This is a genomic window from Mesorhizobium sp. M1312 (assembly GCF_040318115.1).
GTDB lineage: Bacteria > Pseudomonadota > Alphaproteobacteria > Rhizobiales > Rhizobiaceae > Mesorhizobium.
The window spans coordinates 1-16,274 of the sequence record NZ_JAMYLQ010000027.1; the positions used below are offsets into that span (position 1 = coordinate 1).

Sequence of the window (16,274 nt, forward strand, 5' to 3'; positions counted from 1 at the left end):
GCCTCCACTCCAGCCAGCATCTTGAATCACAAAACCGACTGATCCGGAATCCCCTTCGATTCCGTCAAATGAGGAACCGCTCTAGGTGGACTTGCACAAACCTTCGAGATTGGCTGAAGCCACCTACGTTCGTCATCCCAGGGCGGAGCAGGAGCGAAGCGACGTCGCGGAGACCCTGGGATCCATGCCGTAACTTCCGAGCGTCGCGACGGTGCAGAGCCTTAGATGTCGGAGGGCAGCGTGCATGCTGCCGATGTTGCAACGGCTTTCATTTCTGCACCGCGGTATTCCTCGGCCACGGTCACGGAATGGATCCCAGGGTCTGCGCTCCGCTTCGCGTTCGCTCCGCCCTGGGATGACGAAGTGTCGAGACCTAAGCCCCCAGCCCTTCGAACAGGATCGTCGACAGATAGCGTTCGGCGAAGGACGGGATGACCACCACCAGGTTCTTGCCCTTGTTCTCCGGCCGCGAGCCGACGACGATCGCCGCCTGCAGGGCGGCGCCCGAGGAGATGCCGACCGGCACGCCTTCGAGACGGGCGACGAGCCGCGCATTGGCGACCGAATCCTCGTTGGAAACCTTGACGATTTCATCATAGATCGTCGTATCGAGGATCTTCGGCGCGAAGCCGGCGCCGATGCCCTGGATCTTGTGCGGGCCGGGCTGGCCGCCCGACAACACCGGCGAGGCTTCCGGCTCGACGGCGACGACATGCACGGAGGGCTTGCGCTGCTTCAACACCTGGCCGACGCCGGTAATGGTGCCGCCGGTGCCGATGCCGGCGACAAAGATGTCGACCTCGCCATGGGTATCGTTCCAGATTTCCTCGGCCGTGGTGCGGCGGTGGATTTCCGGATTGGCCGGATTCTCGAACTGCTGCGGAATAATGGCGTCGGGCAGCGTCGCGGCCAGCTCATCGGCCTTGGCGATGGCGCCCTTCATACCCTTCGGCCCTTCGGTCAGCACCAGTTCGGCGCCGAGCAGCGCCAGCATCTTGCGGCGCTCAACCGACATGGTTTCCGGCATGGTCAGGATCAGCTTGTAGCCTTTGGCGGCGGCGGCAAAGGCGAGCGCAATGCCGGTGTTGCCGGAGGTCGGCTCGATCAGCGTGGTCCTCCCGGGCGCAATCCTGCCCGATGCCTCCAGCGCCTCGATCATCGAAACTCCGATGCGATCCTTGACCGAGCCGATCGGGTTGAAGAATTCGAGCTTGGCCAGCAGATTGGCTACGACGCCCTTTTCATTGGCGAACTTGTCGAGCCGTACCAGCGGCGTGTCGCCGATCGTCTCGGTGATAGAATTGTAGATGCGGCCGCGGCCGGGCACATGCACGGTGGTGGCGGGCTTGTTCATTGGTTTCGCTCCCAAGAGTTAGGCGGGCAAGAGTCAGGCAATTAAATCTCGACAAGGCAGGATAAAGCCTTCGGCCGCGCAAGATAGTCTGCCGTTTGAAAATATCCGAGTGGATCGCATTCTGAAAACACCCTCGCCCCGGAAAAGCATTTCAGGCGTGGCCAAAACTGGCCTATTGCCGGGCGGCGATCGCGGCGGCTGCTCCGACCATGAAAGCGGCGGCGGTGCGGTTCAGCGCCCTCAGCGCGCGCGGCGACTTCAGAAGCCCGCGCGCCTTGGCCGCCAGGGCCAGATAGGGCACCAGCACCACCAGGAGCACGACGAGGGTTAGCGCGACGAGGATGCCGTAGTCGGCCAGCGTGATGGTCTTCAGATCGACGATGGTCGGCGTGATGGCGAGATAGAAGATCATCGTCTTTGGATTGCCGAGCGTGACGGCGAGGCCGGCAATAAAGCTCGACACCAGCCCGCCCCTGCCTTTCTTAGCCTCCACCGTTTCGGGCGTGATGCCGCTTGTCCAGAAGCGCCAGCCCAGGAAAGCGAGATAGGCGACGCCCAGCCACTTGATCGCCAGGAAGACCATGCCGAAGGTCTGCGCGACGAGAGCGAGGCCGAGCACCACGGCGGTGAGATAGGTGAGATCGCCGAGCATCAGCCCGAAGGACATGGCGAGCGCCGAGCGAAAGCCGGATCCGAGCGCACGCGCAATAAGCGCGGTCAGCCCCGGGCCAGGAATGGCGGCGGCGATGCCTAGGGCCGCGCTATAAGCGAGGAATCCAGTGAGGGTCATGGTTCGGCCTTAGCGCATGACCCCGAAAAACGGAATCGACCTTTAAAGACTGCGCCTTGTCGCATAAGGGCGGTCAGGCGTGTACCCCCTGAGGGACGAATTCGATTGCACCAGGGCCCTCGGCCGGGCGAACTCGCCGATCAAGATGGGCTCTTGCCGCAAGTGACGCGCCAGATGGTGCCGCTGCCGTCTTCGGTGACGATCAGCGCGCCGTCCTTGGCCACCGCCACGCCGACCGGGCGGCCCCAGACCGCATCGTCGGAGACGACAAAGCCGGTCATGAAATCCTCATACTCGCCGGTCGGCCTGCCATCCCTGAACTTGAGCCTTACCACCTTGTAGCCGGTCCTGACGCCGCGGTTCCACGAACCGTGCAGGGCCACGAAGGCGTCGCCATGATAGTCGGCCGGAAAGTTCTTGCCGTCGTAGAAGGCGATGTTGAGCGGCGCCGAATGGGCCTGCATCAGCACGTCGGGCATGGTGACCTTGCGGGCAAGGTCTGGGCGTTTGCCTGTGTGGCGCGGATCCTCGTTGTTGCCGATGTAGTACCAGGGCCAGCCGTAGAAGGCGCCGTCCTTGACTTCAGTCGCAAATTCGAACGGCACATTGTCGCCGAGCCCATCGCGCTCGTTGACGACGCACCACAGCGAACCGGTGGCCGGCTGGACGGTCATGCCGGAACAGTTGCGCAGGCCGGTGGCGAGGACCCGCCTGTTTTTGCCGTCGGGATCGAAGGCCAGCACATCGGCGCGGCCTTCCTCTGAGCCCCAGATCGCTCCAAGTGGCTTCGACTTCGCCCACGCATCGAGGCCGCCATCCGGCTCCGCTTCGACGTCCTCGGCAATGTTCGAGCCGGAGCCGACCGATAGATAGAGCGTCTTGCCGTCTGGAGAGAAGGCGATGTCGCGGGTCCAGTGACCGCCCGAGGGAATATTGTCGACGATGGTTTCCGGCTCGCCGGAGGCCTTCAGGTCACCGTCCTGGTAGGGAAAACGAACGATGCTGTCGCTGTTGGCGACATAGACCCATTGCGGCTTGTTTCCCGGCGGATAGAAGGCGATGCCGTAGGGGCGGGTGAGTTTCGTGGCGTAGGTCGATTTCTCGGCCGGCTTCGCGCTGCCCTCAACGAGACGGAATATCCGTATCTGGCCGGCTTTGCTGTTGGCGACAAACAGATCACCGTTCGGTGCAACGCGGACGGCACGCGGATTGTATATGCTGGAGGCGATCATCTCGGCCGAGAAGCCCGGTGGAAGCTGTGGCCCGGCACCTTCGGGCATTTCGGCCCGGCCGGCGCTGTTCCTTGCGGATTGGCTGACATCGGGCGCCCGCAGGTCCTGCGGCCGGAGCAGGCGTCGCATGCCCGGCCGGTCGTCTTTCCAGCCGCCGAAGGCGGCTTCGCCTGTCAGAACCCGCTGATCCGCTTGCTGGGCGAAAGCCGCTGTTGTAAGAAACGAGGCGGCTGCAATGGCCGCAAAACCGCCAGATCGGATCAACCTGTCCTCCAAAGCTTGACCCGATTCTGTGAAACCGGCTAGCTCGACGGTCGTTCCGCTTCGAGTGGTTCAGCACACGGAGAGTTGAAGCAAAATCGACCGTTTTGTCCTTCGGGCTCAGTTTCCGGCCGCGTAAAAATCGTCGTCGAGGCGCTTTTCCAGTGCGACGAGATCGGCCGGCAGCGGCAGGCCCATGGCGCGCATCTCCCTCAGCTTTTCGCGCAGCTGCTCCTGCACTTCATGCTGATCCTCGGGCTGGTTGATCATCTGCTCGAGCAACAGGCTGATCTGGGCTTTGAATGCTTCCAGCGCCATTTTTTTCTCCTTGAGGTCCCTAAAGCGTGTCGCGTTTGAAAGGATCGTGCGACGCGCTTTGATTTGGGCGACATGCATTACCTCAGCATGCGGGAAATAAGCTGCGCGGTATAGTCGACCATCGGCACGATGCGTGCATAGTTCAGCCGGGTCGGGCCGATGACGCCGAGCGCGCCGATGACGCGGGCGTCCTTGTCGCGATAGGGCGCCACGACCAGCGACGAACCCGACAGCGAAAACAGCTTGTTTTCCGAGCCGATGAAGATGCGTACGCCGGATCCTTCCTCGGCAAGGTCGAGAAGCTGGATCAGCCCGTCCTGCGTCTCCAGATCCTCGAACAAATGCCGCAGCAGCTCGATGTCGGCCTGGGCGGTGACATTTTCCAGCAGATTGGCGCGGCCGCGCACAATGAGACGCGCCGGCAGGCCGCTTTCGGCGCCGGCCCAGACCGCAAGGCCCTTCTCGACCAGATCCTGCGACAGCGTGTCGAGGGCGGCCTTGGTCTCTTCCTTGATGCGGGCGATCTCGATCCGTGCCTCGGCCAGCGTGCGGCCACGGATATGGGCATTTAGGAAGTTCGAGGCTTCGTGCAGTTGCGAGACGGTGATGCCGGCGGGCAGATCGACGACGCGGTTTTCGACGTCGCCGTTCTGCGAGACCAGCACGGCCAGCGCCTTGTTCGGCTCGAGCTGGATGAATTCGATGTGCTTGAGCGCCACCTCGTTCTTGGCGGCAAGCACGAGGCCGGCGCCGCGCGACATGCCGGACAGCATCTGGCTGGCCTCGGTGAGCATATGTTCCAGCGTCGCGCCAGAGCCGGAGGCGCGCACCTGCGCCTCAATGGTGCGGCGCTCCTCGTCGGAGAGATCGCCAAGCTCCATGAAAGCATCGACGAAGAAGCGCAGGCCGGCCTGGGTCGGCAGCCGGCCGGCCGAGATATGCGGCGCATAGATCAGGCCGAGATGCTCGAGATCACTCATCACGTTGCGGATGGTGGCGGGCGACAGCGAAGACGGCAGGATACGCGACAGGCTGCGTGAGCCGACCGGCTCGCCGTCCTTCAGATAGGAATCGACAATGCGCCGAAAGATGTCGCGCGAGCGCATGTCGAGCGACTGGAGTGCGGGCGATTGAAGCGCAGGCGACTGGAGCACTGCCGCCGCCTGGGAATTGGGATCGACTGCCTTGGTCATTTCGAGCCAAATACCTCCGGCCCAAAGATATAGACTTCGACCACGCCGGCGCAACTGGTCCATTTTCCTTTGCGCCTCTCGTCGCGTGCGGCTACAAGCCGGCCACGATTCCGAAAAATAGGATAAAAGCCTGAATGCGCCCTTCTAAACGCCAACTCGACGAAATGCGCGCCATCTCCTTCGAACGCGGCGTCTCCAAGCACGCGGAAGGTTCGTGCCTGGTGAAGTTCGGCGACACGCATGTGCTGTGCACCGCCAGCCTCGAGGAAAAAGTGCCGGGCTGGATGCGCAATTCCGGCAAGGGCTGGGTGACGGCGGAATACGGCATGCTGCCGCGCTCGACCGGCGAGCGCATGCGCCGTGAAGCTTCGGCCGGCAAGCAAGGCGGCCGCACTCTGGAAATCCAGCGGCTGATCGGCCGTTCCCTGCGCGCCGTGGTCGACCTGCAGGCGCTCGGCGAGCAGCAGATCACCGTCGACTGCGATGTGATCCAGGCCGATGGCGGCACGCGCACTGCCTCGATCACCGGCGGCTGGGTGGCGCTCCACGACTGCCTGCGCTGGATGGAAGCCCGGCAGATGGCCAGCGTCGCCAAGGTGATGAAGGACCATGTCGCGGCGATTTCCTGCGGCATCCATGACGGCCAGCCGGTCATCGACCTCGACTATCTCGAAGACTCCTCGGCCGGCACCGACGCCAACTTCGTCATGACCGGCAAGGGCGGCATCGTCGAGATCCAAGGCACGGCCGAGGGCGAGCCTTTCTCGGAGGAGCAGTTCACGGCGCTGATGGAATTGGCCAAGAAGGGCATTCAGCGACTGGTCAGCCTGCAGCAGATGGCTGTAGCTTAGCATTCGGTTCTGTCATGACACCCTCAGCCATCCTCGAATCAGCGCTCTACGTGACCGACCTCGATGCCGCGGAAGAATTCTATTCCGGCGTGCTCGGGCTCGATCTGCTGGGCAAGGTCGATGGCAGGCACCTTTTCTTCCGTTGCGGGGACGGCGTGCTGCTCATCTTCAACGCCGAGGCGACCAAGGTGCCGCCGGCGCCCGATGCCAGGCTGAAAGTACCGCCGCACGGCACTGTCGGCGACGGCCATCTCTGCTTTGCGGCAAGCGCGGACGAGATCGTGCGCTGGAGAGCGCATCTGGAAGCGAAGACGGTTGCCATCGAAAGCGAGTTCGAATGGCCGCAAGGCGGCCGCTCGATCTATATTCGCGACCCGTCCGGCAATTCGATCGAATTCGCCGAGCCAAGAATCTGGGGCCTCTGATGCATTCGCTTGATGGGCACAGAATTGTCGTAGCCAGCCACAATGCCGGCAAACTGCGCGAATTCGCCGATCTGATGGCGCCATTCGGCATAGAAGCGAAGTCGGCCAAGGAATACGGCCTGCCGGAGCCGGACGAGACCGGCACCACCTTCGAGGAGAACGCCTATATCAAGGCTTTTGCCGCCGCTAAGGCGACAGGCCTGCCGGCATTGTCGGACGATTCCGGCCTGTGTGTCGATGCGCTGGGCGGAGCGCCCGGCGTCTATACCGCCAATTGGGCCGAGGCGCCGGACGGGTCCCGCGACTTCGGCATGGCGATGCAGCGAGCGGAAGTGGCGTTGCAGGAAGTCGGCGCGGTCGCGCCCGCGCAGCGCAAGGGCCGCTTCGTCGCCGTCATCTGCCTGGCCTTTCCCGACGGCGCGGCCGAATATTTCCGAGGCGAGGTCGAGGGCACGCTGGTATGGCCGCCGCGCGGCGAACTCGGCTTCGGCTACGACCCGGTGTTCGTGCCGGATGGTTTCCAAAAGACCTTCGGCGAGATGACCGCAGAGGAAAAACATGGTTGGAAGCCCGGCCAGCCGACGGCATTGTCGCACCGCGCCCGCGCCTTCCAGAAATTCGCGCAAGCCAGACTGGATTTGGCACGATCGGGCGCGAAATGACCATGATGCTCGACCGCAGCCCCGGCTTCGGCGTCTACATCCACTGGCCGTTCTGTGCGGCCAAGTGCCCCTATTGCGACTTCAACAGCCATGTCCGCCACCAGCCGGTCGACCAGAAGCGTTTTGCGCGCGCCTTCGAGACCGAGCTTGCGACGATGCGCGACCGCACCGGACCGCGCGAGGTGACCAGCATTTTTCTCGGCGGCGGCACGCCATCGCTGATGAAGCCGGAAACCGTGGCGGCAGTGCTGGACGCGGTGGCGAAGAACTGGACGGTGCCCGATGGCATCGAGGTGACGCTGGAAGCCAATCCCTCTTCGGTCGAGGCCAAGCGCTTTCGCGGCTACCAGGCGGCGGGCATCAACCGGGTGTCGCTCGGCGTGCAAGCGCTGAACGACAAGGATCTGCGCTTCCTCGGCCGGTTGCACAATGTCGACGAAGCGCTGCAGGCGATCGGCCTGGCGCGTGAAATCTTTCCGCGGCTGTCCTTCGACCTGATCTACGCGCGGCCCGGTCAGACACCGGAAGCGTGGCAGTCGGAACTCGAGCAGGCGATCGGCCACGCCGCCGACCATCTGTCGCTCTACCAGCTGACCATCGAGGAAGGCACGCCGTTCCACGCGCTGCATGCGGCTAGGAAATTCGCCATTCCCGACAACGACCACGCCGCCGACCTCTATGCGCTGACGCAGGAGATCACTGCCGCCCATGGGCTGCCGGCTTATGAGATTTCCAACCACGCCAGATCAGGTGCCGAAAGCCGGCACAATCTCACCTATTGGCGCTATGGCGAATATGTCGGCGTCGGTCCCGGCGCGCACGGCCGCTTCATCCAGAACGGCCGCCGCGTGGTGACGATAGCCGAAAAGATGCCGGAGACCTGGGCCAATCTGGTCGAGGCCAAGGGCCATGGTATCACCGGCGGCGAGATCCTGACGCGCTCGGAAGAGGCCGACGAGTTCCTGCTGATGGGGCTGAGGCTGGCCGAGGGCATCGACCTCTCGCGCTACGAAGCGTTTTCCGGCCGCGGCCTCTCGACGGCGCGGCTGTCGGTGCTGCAGGGCGAAGGGCTGGTGGCGCCGATCGGCAATGCCCGCCTGCGCGCCACCTCGGCCGGCATGATCGTGCTGGATGCGGTGGTGGCGGACCTGGCGCGGTAGAGCATAGGCCAGGGCTGAACTTGTCATAGACAATTATCGGCTCACGCGAGAATGCTACAAATTCGGCTTGCTTGGCCTAAAGGCCATCCCACCGCATTCAATATGGGCCTGCCATGAAGTTCCTCATCCACGAGACGCTGCGGACGTTGAACACGGATGATGTTTCGAATTTCGGTTAACCGAAATATTGAAGTCCCAAGAGTCTGAAGATTTCTATGAAGGAATATCCCGGCGCCGGGCCAGCCTGCAATCCGCAACAGATAGTGAGTTGCAAGCATGGGCCTGACCAGTCAAGCTTCGGTCGGGTGCCGCTAATAAAGCCCATCACCATCAGAAGCAGAAAAATAGAAATGTCTGAAGATTTCTGAGCCCCATGGTTGTCTCTCTGCCCTAGCAAAGCCTGGGCAGGAAAAGCATTGGTGTCAACATGGGAATAGGTGTTAGGCGTGTAAGCTGCGTTCGAAAATCCTATTGCTGGCGGGCCTATTTTAGGCTGAATACCTCGATCATCTCGGCGCGCCCTTTGACCTCGTGATAGCCGCAGGACTTGAAATATTGTCTACCTTCAGGCCAGTGCTCGACGAATTGGGCGCTGACCAACAGCGGCTTGTCCAGTTTTCGCGTCAATCCCTCAATACGAAAGGCCAAATTCACGGCATCGCCCAACGCGGTGTTGATGCCTTTGCCCATAGCGCCGATAGCAACTTCACCCACATGAAGGCCAATGCGGCAGTCGAGTACGATGTCTTGTTGTTCCCTGACCAGTACTCGGGTTGGCGACGTAGCCGCGTCTTCCGCAGCGCGGAGCGCCTGGGCAGCCTGAACCGCAGAGACACAGACATCCGCTCCGGTCCCGTGCCAATAAGCAAATACACAATCACCGATGAATTTGTCGATCGAGGCACCGTAGTGCTTCAAAATCGCATTGCAGTCCATATACCACTCGGCCAAGAGGGCCGCCACCTGTTCCGGGGATAGCCTTGCGCTAATTCCGGTAAACTCCTTCAAATCAGCAACGAACAGGGTGGCCGGCCGGCTCTTAGGGGCTGCCGGGTTGCCCCATTGAGTTTTTGTGTTCACCACTTGCGAATCTAGATCGGGGGCAGTCGTGCCCTGTTCGAAAAGAAAAATCGATCTGCCGAACTGGACGCGATCACCGGTGTGCAGCACACGCGCGGTTGTGAGCGCCACGTCATTCACATAACTGCCATTGGCACTACCGACATCAACAACCCAGTAGTTCGCGCCGTCGCGCCGGATCGTTGCATGCTGGCGCGAAACTTCCCCGTCTGCCAAGCATATGGTCGCATGTTCGCCACGACCAATCAGGTTGAAATCTTCCAGCTTATAGGCCTCTCTGTCGCTCAGTGCGGTTAAAGTTGCCGACATAATCCTCTCCCGTACGCCCAACCGCACACGCAGGTCCAATATAACACGGAGCGTTACGAACAGAGGCTGGCGGCCCATCATAAAAAAGGCTTAGCGAGCGGAACTGCGGCCCGAGTTCCATGGGGAGCGCCGAGCCTTTCAGGCGGCGCTGGCAACGGCACGCTGATCGGCGGCACGTGCGATATTCACGACCGTCGGTAGCGATGCCTTCGATTTAATCTCGTTTCCGACAGTCCGGCCGGACCGGCGGTTCGCGACTCCATCCGTTGGCGTCTTCAGCCCTTGACGGGATGGCGCTTAGGCAAGCCTCTTAACCATGAGCTGTAGACGACGCACACCCGGCGCTGCTGCTCCCTGGCTTTAGGCCGGCATCGGTGCTTTCATGGCACAAGCTACCTCGGTGTCGAAGCGAACAATTGCGGCCCCAAGCGCGCCACATACCGAAAAGTCCGTGCCTTTTGTCAATCCAGCGCGGAGCGAGAGTTCTGGTTTGTAGGCATTTCGATAACCATACGGAGCTCGAAGCGCTTCAGGCTAATTTGTCTACTGGCCGGAACGTGGTATGTTCCGTTACGTCAGGGGAACGCCACATGCAGAGCAATGGCAGTGGGCCGAAAATGCCCTCCACACTCGCAGTGAAACTTCAGGAAATTAAGAACGCCCTCGCAACTTTAACCGCGGAGGAGCGTGAGTTTCTGGTCACCAATCCAAAAGCGGTCGAAGACACATTCGGTGCAGTGCGCCCCACAAACCTGAAAAAGGTGAAATCACTCCTTGATAGGTACTTAGCTACGGAGCGGCCGTTTCCGCCGCATGGTTACTCTAATGTCGTAAAACTGACGAAGGCCCAACAAGAGGAGGTTCGCCGGCTGCAATCGCAGGTTCTCGAAAAGCAGGGTGTCGATACAGAGAAGCAAGGTCTCGCGAAAGTCCGAGGCAAAAGAACCGATCCCTTTCCTGACGCCGATCCGGAGCCGACTTCAGACGAGGAGGAGTAGCCGTGAGCTTCAAAGTGCTGGCGTGTTTGGTCGCCCACGCACCTTACCAACCTGATTTCCTGGCTTCCGACGCGAATGAAGTCAGCGAATATCAGCTAACCGACAGAATTCCCGGATGGGACGATTGGCTGAACGACAATTCCATCAACGCATATATGGCGACTGCGACGACGGGGCGGGTTCGCGGCCAGGCATGGGGCGTCAGCAACCCATTTACCAACTTCCGTTCCGTTGTTGGAGGACAGTTTCGGTTTGAGTATGTTCTGAACCCCGCTGACGTACTGTTCCCCGAAGAACGGTATCGTTTCTCGCTCGATATCGAGACTGATGGCCGTTTTCTTCATACACCCGCGGTTCCCCGTCCTGCTGACGAGCGGGAACCGCCGGCGCGTACTTTTAGCCAGATGGACATATTGTTGTCAGTCTTCCAGTTGCTGCCGGGAGGTACCTCTCAAGCGATCGCGGCCGATCTGAGACAGCAGGATCTGTTTCGAATGCTGGATGCTAGCCAATTCCTCGAGGAGACCATCAATACTCGCCGAACGGTCAGCCAAGATTTCTTCCCGGGAGGGCAAAATCCCATCGTGTTCCGGATTGTGCGGAGCGTATTTGCTGCCGCAACTGGAGAGTACTCAGATATCCGGATCCGCGGTTCAGAAGGACGGCGCAATTTTCGCGTTCGCGTCTCGAACCCAAGAGTCCAGCGGGTGTTAGAGCCGAGCGATCCGTGTTTTGCCGTTCTGAATCCGCCATTCCAGATCATAAACCAGAAGTTTTCTGAAGTCGGCCGATAGCGCTACGACCGGCTGGGCTTCGAAGGATAGGCGTGCCTTACCAGCTGCTTGTTATCCACAAGACGCCTGACGTCTCCGAGCCAAATAGCCGAACAGCCTAAGAGCCTGAACCAAAAAGAAGGTTTTGACATCAAGCTCTTGCGAGCCCGCGTGTGAGCAGGCGAATGTGGGCGACGTATATCCAGGCTTCTGCGGAAGCGATGGATCTCTCCCAGTCCTTGGCCAGCCTGCGGCATCGGCTGAGCCATGCGAATGTGCGCTCCACGACCCACCGGCGCGGCAGAACCTCGAAGCCTTTGGCTTTGTCCGTCCGCTTGACAATCTCCAGGGTGAACGTGCCGATCTTTTGCATCGCCCCTTCGATACTCAAAAATTAGAAAGTCATATCAAAAGTTAAGATACCGAGCCTGAGCGAGTTCGACGTGATACGCAGTTTTATATCGTATGTAGGAATGAACCTCAGAGCGAGTGGCAAGAACAATCCGATAGGATTTGATCTATACGGACTTACGCTTGATGAGTACATCCCTCTAACCAAAACGATACGAGAGATGTGGGGTGCATAATCGCCTTCGGCGGAGCACGATCTGGTTTCCCGGCCAGCGGAATAGCGAAGGCAAAGATCGAAGCTGGTGAAAAACGTGCTCTTCGTCTGCAGCCAGAACCGCTTGCGCAGTCCGACCGCGGAACAGGTGTTTTCTGATCGCAGGGATATCGAAGTCGCATCGGCCGGCACCAACCACGATGCCGACACCCCGTTGACGCACGACCTCGTCTCTGGGGCCGACATCATCTTCGTGATGGAAAAGGCGCACCGCGCCAACCTGCAGAAGAAATTCAAGGCCAGCCTGAAGAAGGCTCGCGTGATCTGCCTCGATATTCCGGACGACTATGAGTTCATGGACCCGGGTCTGGTGCGTCTGCTGGAAGCGCGTGTCTCGAAGTATCTGGGCTAAATGATGTGGCCGAGCGTTTCCCCCCGCGCTCCAGACAGAATTGTCTCGGCCAATCGCGAAGGTGGCGGCGCGTCTAAGCGTCGTGCTTGGGGCGGCGCTTGGCGTGATCTTTCTCGAGGTCCGCCTCACCGTCGCGAGCCGGCTTGGCGTCGCCCTTGTCGCGGCGGGCGCGGTATCGATCGCTTGTCGGATGTGGGGGCGCTCCATTGCGGGAGCTTTTCGTTTCAAGGCGGGTGATGAAAATGTCGAAGCGATTGGGCATCGTCTGGTCAGTGCTCCATCGTGCTGCCGGTGCCGGTCGAGGGCTCGATTTCCAGCTTGGTTGCCTTTGACGGACGGCGCTTTCGCGGCTTTTTAGCCAAGCCGGCGCCGGCTTTGGCAGGCAGGCTCTTGTCCTTTCGCGCGGCAAAGCGCTTGCGCCCCTCATAGTAGGGTTCGAAAACGTCCTGTATCTTGAGGCTGTCCATCCTGCTCCTCCCGAGATCAGGCATAAATCCGCCGGGCACGGTTTCGTTCCGTACTGTGACAAAGGCATGACAGCCGCTTCACTTCGGCATGGGTTTTGCAACCGGGCGTGAGCCGTGCCAAACAGGGCCGAATGCATTCAGTGTCAGAGCCTGACGGGGAACACCGGTGACCGGCGAGTTGGCAAAACGCAGCTACGTGATCGGCCAGACCGAGATATCGGCCCGGCCGCTCGAGCCGGCGCTCTACCTGGTGGCGACGCCGATCGGCAATCTCGCCGATATCACATTACGCGCGCTTGAAACGCTGGCCGCCGCCGACATCGTCGCCTGCGAGGACACGCGTGTGAGCCGCGTGCTGCTCGACCGCTATGGCATCCGCCGCCGCACCACTGCCTATCACGAGCACAATGCCGCCGAGGCCGGGCCGAAGCTGATCGCAGCCTTGCTGGCCGGGCAGAGCGTGGCGCTGATCTCGGACGCCGGCACGCCGCTGATCTCCGATCCCGGCTACCGGCTTGTCGGCGAAGCGCTCGACCAGGGCATACGCGTCGTGCCGATCCCCGGCCCCTCAGCGGCCCTAGCAGCACTGACGGCGTCAGGCCTGCCATCCGACGCGTTTCTGTTTGCCGGTTTCCTGCCGGTGAAGACCGGGCAGCGGCTGGCGCGGCTGGAAGCGCTGAAAGCCGTGCCGGCGACCCTGATCTTCTTCGAATCGCCGCGCCGGCTGGCCGAGACGCTCGGTGCCATGGTCGAGGCGCTGGGCGGCGCCCGGAAAGCTGCGATCGGCCGCGAGCTGACCAAAACCTTCGAGGAACTGCGGACCGGCACCTTACAGTCGCTCGCCGACTATTACGCGGCAGCCGACACGCCGAAAGGCGAGATCGTCATCTGCGTCGGCCCGTCGGAAGCAACCGCCGACGAACCAGCCGACATCGACCGGCTTCTGCTTTCGCTTGCCGCCGAGATGCCGGCCTCAAAGGCGGCGGCTGAAGCCGCCAAGATGACCGGCGGACAGAAACAGGCGCTTTACCGGCGGCTGCTCGAACTCAAGGATACTGGGCAGGACCGGGACACCGGGAAAGACGACGATGGCTGAACGCCCGGTCGCCAGCCGCCAACGGGCCTATCGGCGCGGCCACCGCAGCGAGTGGCTGGCGGGCGCGGCGTTGATGGTGAAAGGCTATCGGATCCTGGCGCGCCGCCACCGCACGCGGTTTGGCGAGATCGACCTGATCGCGCGGCGCGGCGACCTGGTGCTGATCGTCGAGGTGAAGGCGCGCCGCACACTGATGGAAGCCATGGAGGCTATCGCTTACGAATCAGAGCGCCGCATCGAAAGCGCCGCCGATCTCTGGCTGTCGCGCCAATCCGATTATGGAAGATTGTCGGTGCGCTTCGACATGGTCGCGGTGCTGCCGTGGCGCTGGCCGGTGCATGTCGAGAATGTTTTTTACGGGCGGAACTAGGCTCAGGCCTCATTGGTCGGCGCCAGAATATAACGGTAGCCGCAACGCCGAGAAGAACGTGCGGGCGCTACCGCTTGTCGGTGCGCCATTTCCGGACTTTTGCGATCGCAGCGTGAAGGTTTTCGTCCTGGGAGACAATGCCGACTTTCAAACTCCAGTTGACTTTCGGCGACAGGCGCGGATTCTCAAGTTCAAGGCGACCTGCCGACCAACATGCCTCCCGAACGATCAGCACGATGATCGAGAGCAGCTTTGACCCTGGTCAATCAGCCGAGCCTTGTTCTAAACGGTGTCGAGTTCGACTTCGACGCCGGTCTCCTGCACGGCGAGCATGGTGAAGATGTCCCGCTGAGGCCCCAGTCGCTCGCGGTTCTGAAGCATCTGGTCGCAAACGCCAACCGTGTTGTGACCAAGGAGGAGCTCCTGGACACCGTCTGGCCCGGCATCGCGGTGACGGAAAACAGCCTTTCCCAGTGCATCAGCGAAATCAGGAAAGCCATCGGCGACGAGAAGCAGAGCCTGCTCAAGACAGTCGCGCGACGGGGATATCGCTTTGTCCCCGAAGCCGAAGCGCCTGGCATACCTCACGACCGCTACCCGCAGATTTACGGCACTGCCTCTCCTGACCCGCGCGAGATTAAAGGCCGGCCAGCGTGATGTTTGTAACTGTTGTATTGGCGATCGTTGCCGCAGTCGCGGTGTTCATCTGGAGGCCCACATTTGACACGAAAGTGCCGACCTCCCTCTCCATCGCGGTTCTGCCGTTCGCAAATCTCAGTGAGGCCGAGGAGCAGGCCTATCTTGCCAACGGGTTCGCGGACGATCTGACGACAGAGCTGGCGCGCGTTCCCGGCCTGTTCGTCGTCTCGCGCAATGCCGCTCGTGCATATCGCAACAGCGGCCTGCCGCCGGCGAAGATCGCGAAAGAGCTCGGCGTCCGCTATCTGCTGGAGGGCTCCGTTCGACGGCTCGGCGATGAGGTGCGCATCAATGCGCATTTGGTCGATGCCTCGACGGTTGGGCAGATCTGGGCCGAGCGGTTCGAAGGTCCATTCACCGACGTGTTCAAGCTCCAGGATCAGGTGATCGGTGAAATTGTCGCCGCGCTGCAGCTGAAGCTCGTCCCGGGAAAAGCAAACCTCGCTGTGTCCGGTGACACTGACGATCCGGAAGCTTACCAGGCGTTTCGACGCGCTATCGAGGCGCGACGTACGGAAACACTGTCGGGCACGGTGGAAGCATCGGGTTACCTTCGCCAGGCCTTGGCGCTGGACGCCGATTTCGGCGCGGCGGCCGCGGAATTGGCATGGCTTCACTGGGATGCCGACGACGCGAGGAGACAGGCTCTCGGGCTCAGTTGGGCAGAAATCGACAACGAGCTCTACGGCAGTCTGGCCATCGCTGCCGGAAATCCGTCTCCCGGTTACTATCAACTGATTTCCGAGCTTCTGGTCCGGAAGCATAAGTCCGACGAGGCGGTGGCTGCCCTGCAAAAGGCGGTAGCGCTCGACCCGAGCGCTACCTGGACCTACGAAGGGCTGAGCCAGGCCCTCAACTTCAACGGCAGGCCGGCAGGGGCGAACCTTTCTCGATGCGGCCTTACGCGTCGACCCCGGATGGACGGAGTGGCGACACTACCAGGCTGGCTTGGCGGCGTTCGGCCAAGGCCGCTACGAGGAGGCGGGCGCGCAGCTTGAGCAGGTCGATGTCCGGGCGCCCAATCCGTGGACGAAGTTCTACGGCCTGCATGTTCTTGTCGCGGCGCTTGCTTATCTCGATCGCCTGCCGGAAACGGCCTCGGCCCTGGAGCAGCTCCGAAGCGTGCTGTCGGAAAGGCAGTAGGGTCAGCCGAACCTGCTGATCGCGCAGCAGTTCTTCGTCTACAAGCGACCGGAGGACATCGCTCGCCTTCTCGACGGCTTGAGGAAGGCGGGGGTTTCCGAGCTTCCCGCCGGAAT

19 protein-coding genes and 1 pseudogene are annotated in these 16,274 nt (G+C 61.5%); 12 read left to right on the forward strand and 8 right to left on the reverse strand.

Annotated features, from left to right (window positions below; translation table 11 throughout):
* Positions 1–373: 373 nt before the first annotated feature.
* From cysK to hrcA, 5 genes are all read right to left on the reverse strand, one after another.
* A complete protein-coding gene (gene cysK / locus NKH36_RS25705) occupies positions 374–1,354 on the reverse strand; it encodes a cysteine synthase A (RefSeq protein ID WP_352955716.1) in 981 nt (326 codons plus the stop codon).
* A 172-nt stretch (positions 1,355–1,526) separates the two neighbouring features.
* Positions 1,527–2,144 (reverse strand): LysE family translocator, encoded by a 618-nt coding sequence (locus NKH36_RS25710; RefSeq protein WP_352960053.1) that lies wholly within the window; start codon positions 2,142–2,144, stop codon positions 1,527–1,529.
* 140 nt (positions 2,145–2,284) lie between these two features.
* Entirely contained in the window at positions 2,285–3,640 is a 1,356-nt protein-coding gene (locus NKH36_RS25715; protein WP_352960051.1) for a PQQ-dependent sugar dehydrogenase, read from the reverse strand.
* A 117-nt stretch (positions 3,641–3,757) separates the two neighbouring features.
* Positions 3,758–3,955: a hypothetical protein gene (locus NKH36_RS25720; RefSeq protein WP_352960049.1), complete on the reverse strand. Its 198-nt coding sequence runs from the start codon at positions 3,953–3,955 to the stop codon at positions 3,758–3,760.
* Positions 3,956–4,032: 77 nt separating this feature from the next.
* The gene (hrcA, locus tag NKH36_RS25725) at positions 4,033–5,148 is read right to left on the reverse strand and encodes a heat-inducible transcriptional repressor HrcA (protein WP_502912115.1); all 1,116 of its coding nucleotides are present in this window, start codon (positions 5,146–5,148) and stop codon (positions 4,033–4,035) included.
* A gap of 134 nt (positions 5,149–5,282) precedes the next feature.
* On the opposite strand from hrcA, the gene rph reads away from it, so the two are divergent.
* From rph to hemW, 4 genes are read left to right on the forward strand one after another with little or no spacing between them, the layout of a single operon-like run.
* On the forward strand, positions 5,283–5,999 hold the full coding sequence (gene rph, locus NKH36_RS25730; protein ID WP_352960047.1) for a ribonuclease PH: 717 nt from the start codon (positions 5,283–5,285) through the stop codon (positions 5,997–5,999).
* A gap of 14 nt (positions 6,000–6,013) precedes the next feature.
* The gene (locus NKH36_RS25735) at positions 6,014–6,424 is read left to right on the forward strand and encodes a VOC family protein (protein WP_352960045.1); all 411 of its coding nucleotides are present in this window, start codon (positions 6,014–6,016) and stop codon (positions 6,422–6,424) included.
* On the forward strand, positions 6,424–7,086 hold the full coding sequence (gene rdgB, locus NKH36_RS25740) for an RdgB/HAM1 family non-canonical purine NTP pyrophosphatase (protein ID WP_352960043.1): 663 nt from the start codon (positions 6,424–6,426) through the stop codon (positions 7,084–7,086). Before NKH36_RS25735 ends, rdgB begins: the two co-directional genes overlap by 1 nt.
* Positions 7,083–8,246, forward strand: coding sequence for a radical SAM family heme chaperone HemW (gene hemW, locus NKH36_RS25745; protein WP_352960041.1), 1,164 nt, complete (start codon positions 7,083–7,085; stop codon positions 8,244–8,246). The genes rdgB and hemW overlap by 4 nt, the downstream gene beginning before the upstream one ends.
* Positions 8,247–8,729: 483 nt before the next feature.
* Here the strand turns inward: hemW and NKH36_RS25750 are convergent, their stop codons facing one another.
* The gene (locus NKH36_RS25750) at positions 8,730–9,635 is read right to left on the reverse strand and encodes an FHA domain-containing protein (RefSeq protein WP_352960039.1); all 906 of its coding nucleotides are present in this window, start codon (positions 9,633–9,635) and stop codon (positions 8,730–8,732) included.
* A 590-nt stretch (positions 9,636–10,225) separates the two neighbouring features.
* On the opposite strand from NKH36_RS25750, the gene NKH36_RS25755 reads away from it, so the two are divergent.
* Together NKH36_RS25755 and NKH36_RS25760 are read left to right on the forward strand one after the other, a co-directional pair.
* On the forward strand, positions 10,226–10,633 hold the full coding sequence (locus NKH36_RS25755) for a hypothetical protein (protein WP_352960038.1): 408 nt from the start codon (positions 10,226–10,228) through the stop codon (positions 10,631–10,633).
* A 2-nt stretch (positions 10,634–10,635) separates the two neighbouring features.
* On the forward strand, positions 10,636–11,427 hold the full coding sequence (locus NKH36_RS25760; protein WP_352960036.1) for a hypothetical protein: 792 nt from the start codon (positions 10,636–10,638) through the stop codon (positions 11,425–11,427).
* Positions 11,428–11,557: 130 nt separating this feature from the next.
* Here NKH36_RS25760 and NKH36_RS25765 read toward each other — a convergent pair.
* Positions 11,558–11,776, reverse strand: a pseudogene (locus NKH36_RS25765) (transposase); the annotation flags it as partial.
* A 283-nt stretch (positions 11,777–12,059) separates the two neighbouring features.
* Here NKH36_RS25765 and NKH36_RS25770 point away from each other — a divergent pair.
* A complete protein-coding gene (locus NKH36_RS25770) occupies positions 12,060–12,383 on the forward strand; it encodes a low molecular weight protein tyrosine phosphatase family protein (protein WP_352960034.1) in 324 nt (107 codons plus the stop codon).
* A gap of 269 nt (positions 12,384–12,652) precedes the next feature.
* On the opposite strand, the gene NKH36_RS25775 is transcribed toward NKH36_RS25770, so the two are convergent.
* Positions 12,653–12,850 carry a hypothetical protein gene (locus tag NKH36_RS25775; protein WP_352960032.1) on the reverse strand — a complete coding sequence of 66 codons (198 nt, stop codon included), beginning with the start codon at positions 12,848–12,850 and terminating at the stop codon, positions 12,653–12,655.
* Positions 12,851–13,016: 166 nt separating this feature from the next.
* Here NKH36_RS25775 and rsmI point away from each other — a divergent pair, with 166 nt between their 5' ends.
* The 5 genes from rsmI (at position 13,017) to NKH36_RS25800 (ending at position 16,158) form a co-directional block, all read left to right on the forward strand.
* A complete protein-coding gene (rsmI, locus tag NKH36_RS25780; protein WP_352960030.1) occupies positions 13,017–13,946 on the forward strand; it encodes a 16S rRNA (cytidine(1402)-2'-O)-methyltransferase in 930 nt (309 codons plus the stop codon).
* The gene (locus NKH36_RS25785; protein WP_352960028.1) at positions 13,939–14,316 is read left to right on the forward strand and encodes a YraN family protein; all 378 of its coding nucleotides are present in this window, start codon (positions 13,939–13,941) and stop codon (positions 14,314–14,316) included. Before rsmI ends, NKH36_RS25785 begins: the two co-directional genes overlap by 8 nt.
* Before the next feature lie 252 nt (positions 14,317–14,568).
* Positions 14,569–14,973 carry a winged helix-turn-helix domain-containing protein gene (locus tag NKH36_RS25790; protein WP_352960026.1) on the forward strand — a complete coding sequence of 135 codons (405 nt, stop codon included), beginning with the start codon at positions 14,569–14,571 and terminating at the stop codon, positions 14,971–14,973.
* Positions 14,973–16,013: a hypothetical protein gene (locus tag NKH36_RS25795; protein WP_352960024.1), complete on the forward strand. Its 1,041-nt coding sequence runs from the start codon at positions 14,973–14,975 to the stop codon at positions 16,011–16,013. Before NKH36_RS25790 ends, NKH36_RS25795 begins: the two co-directional genes overlap by 1 nt.
* Positions 15,964–16,158, forward strand: a complete 195-nt coding sequence (locus NKH36_RS25800; protein WP_352960022.1) for a hypothetical protein — start codon at positions 15,964–15,966, stop codon at positions 16,156–16,158. Before NKH36_RS25795 ends, NKH36_RS25800 begins: the two co-directional genes overlap by 50 nt.
* The last annotated feature ends 116 nt before the right edge of the window (positions 16,159–16,274 follow it).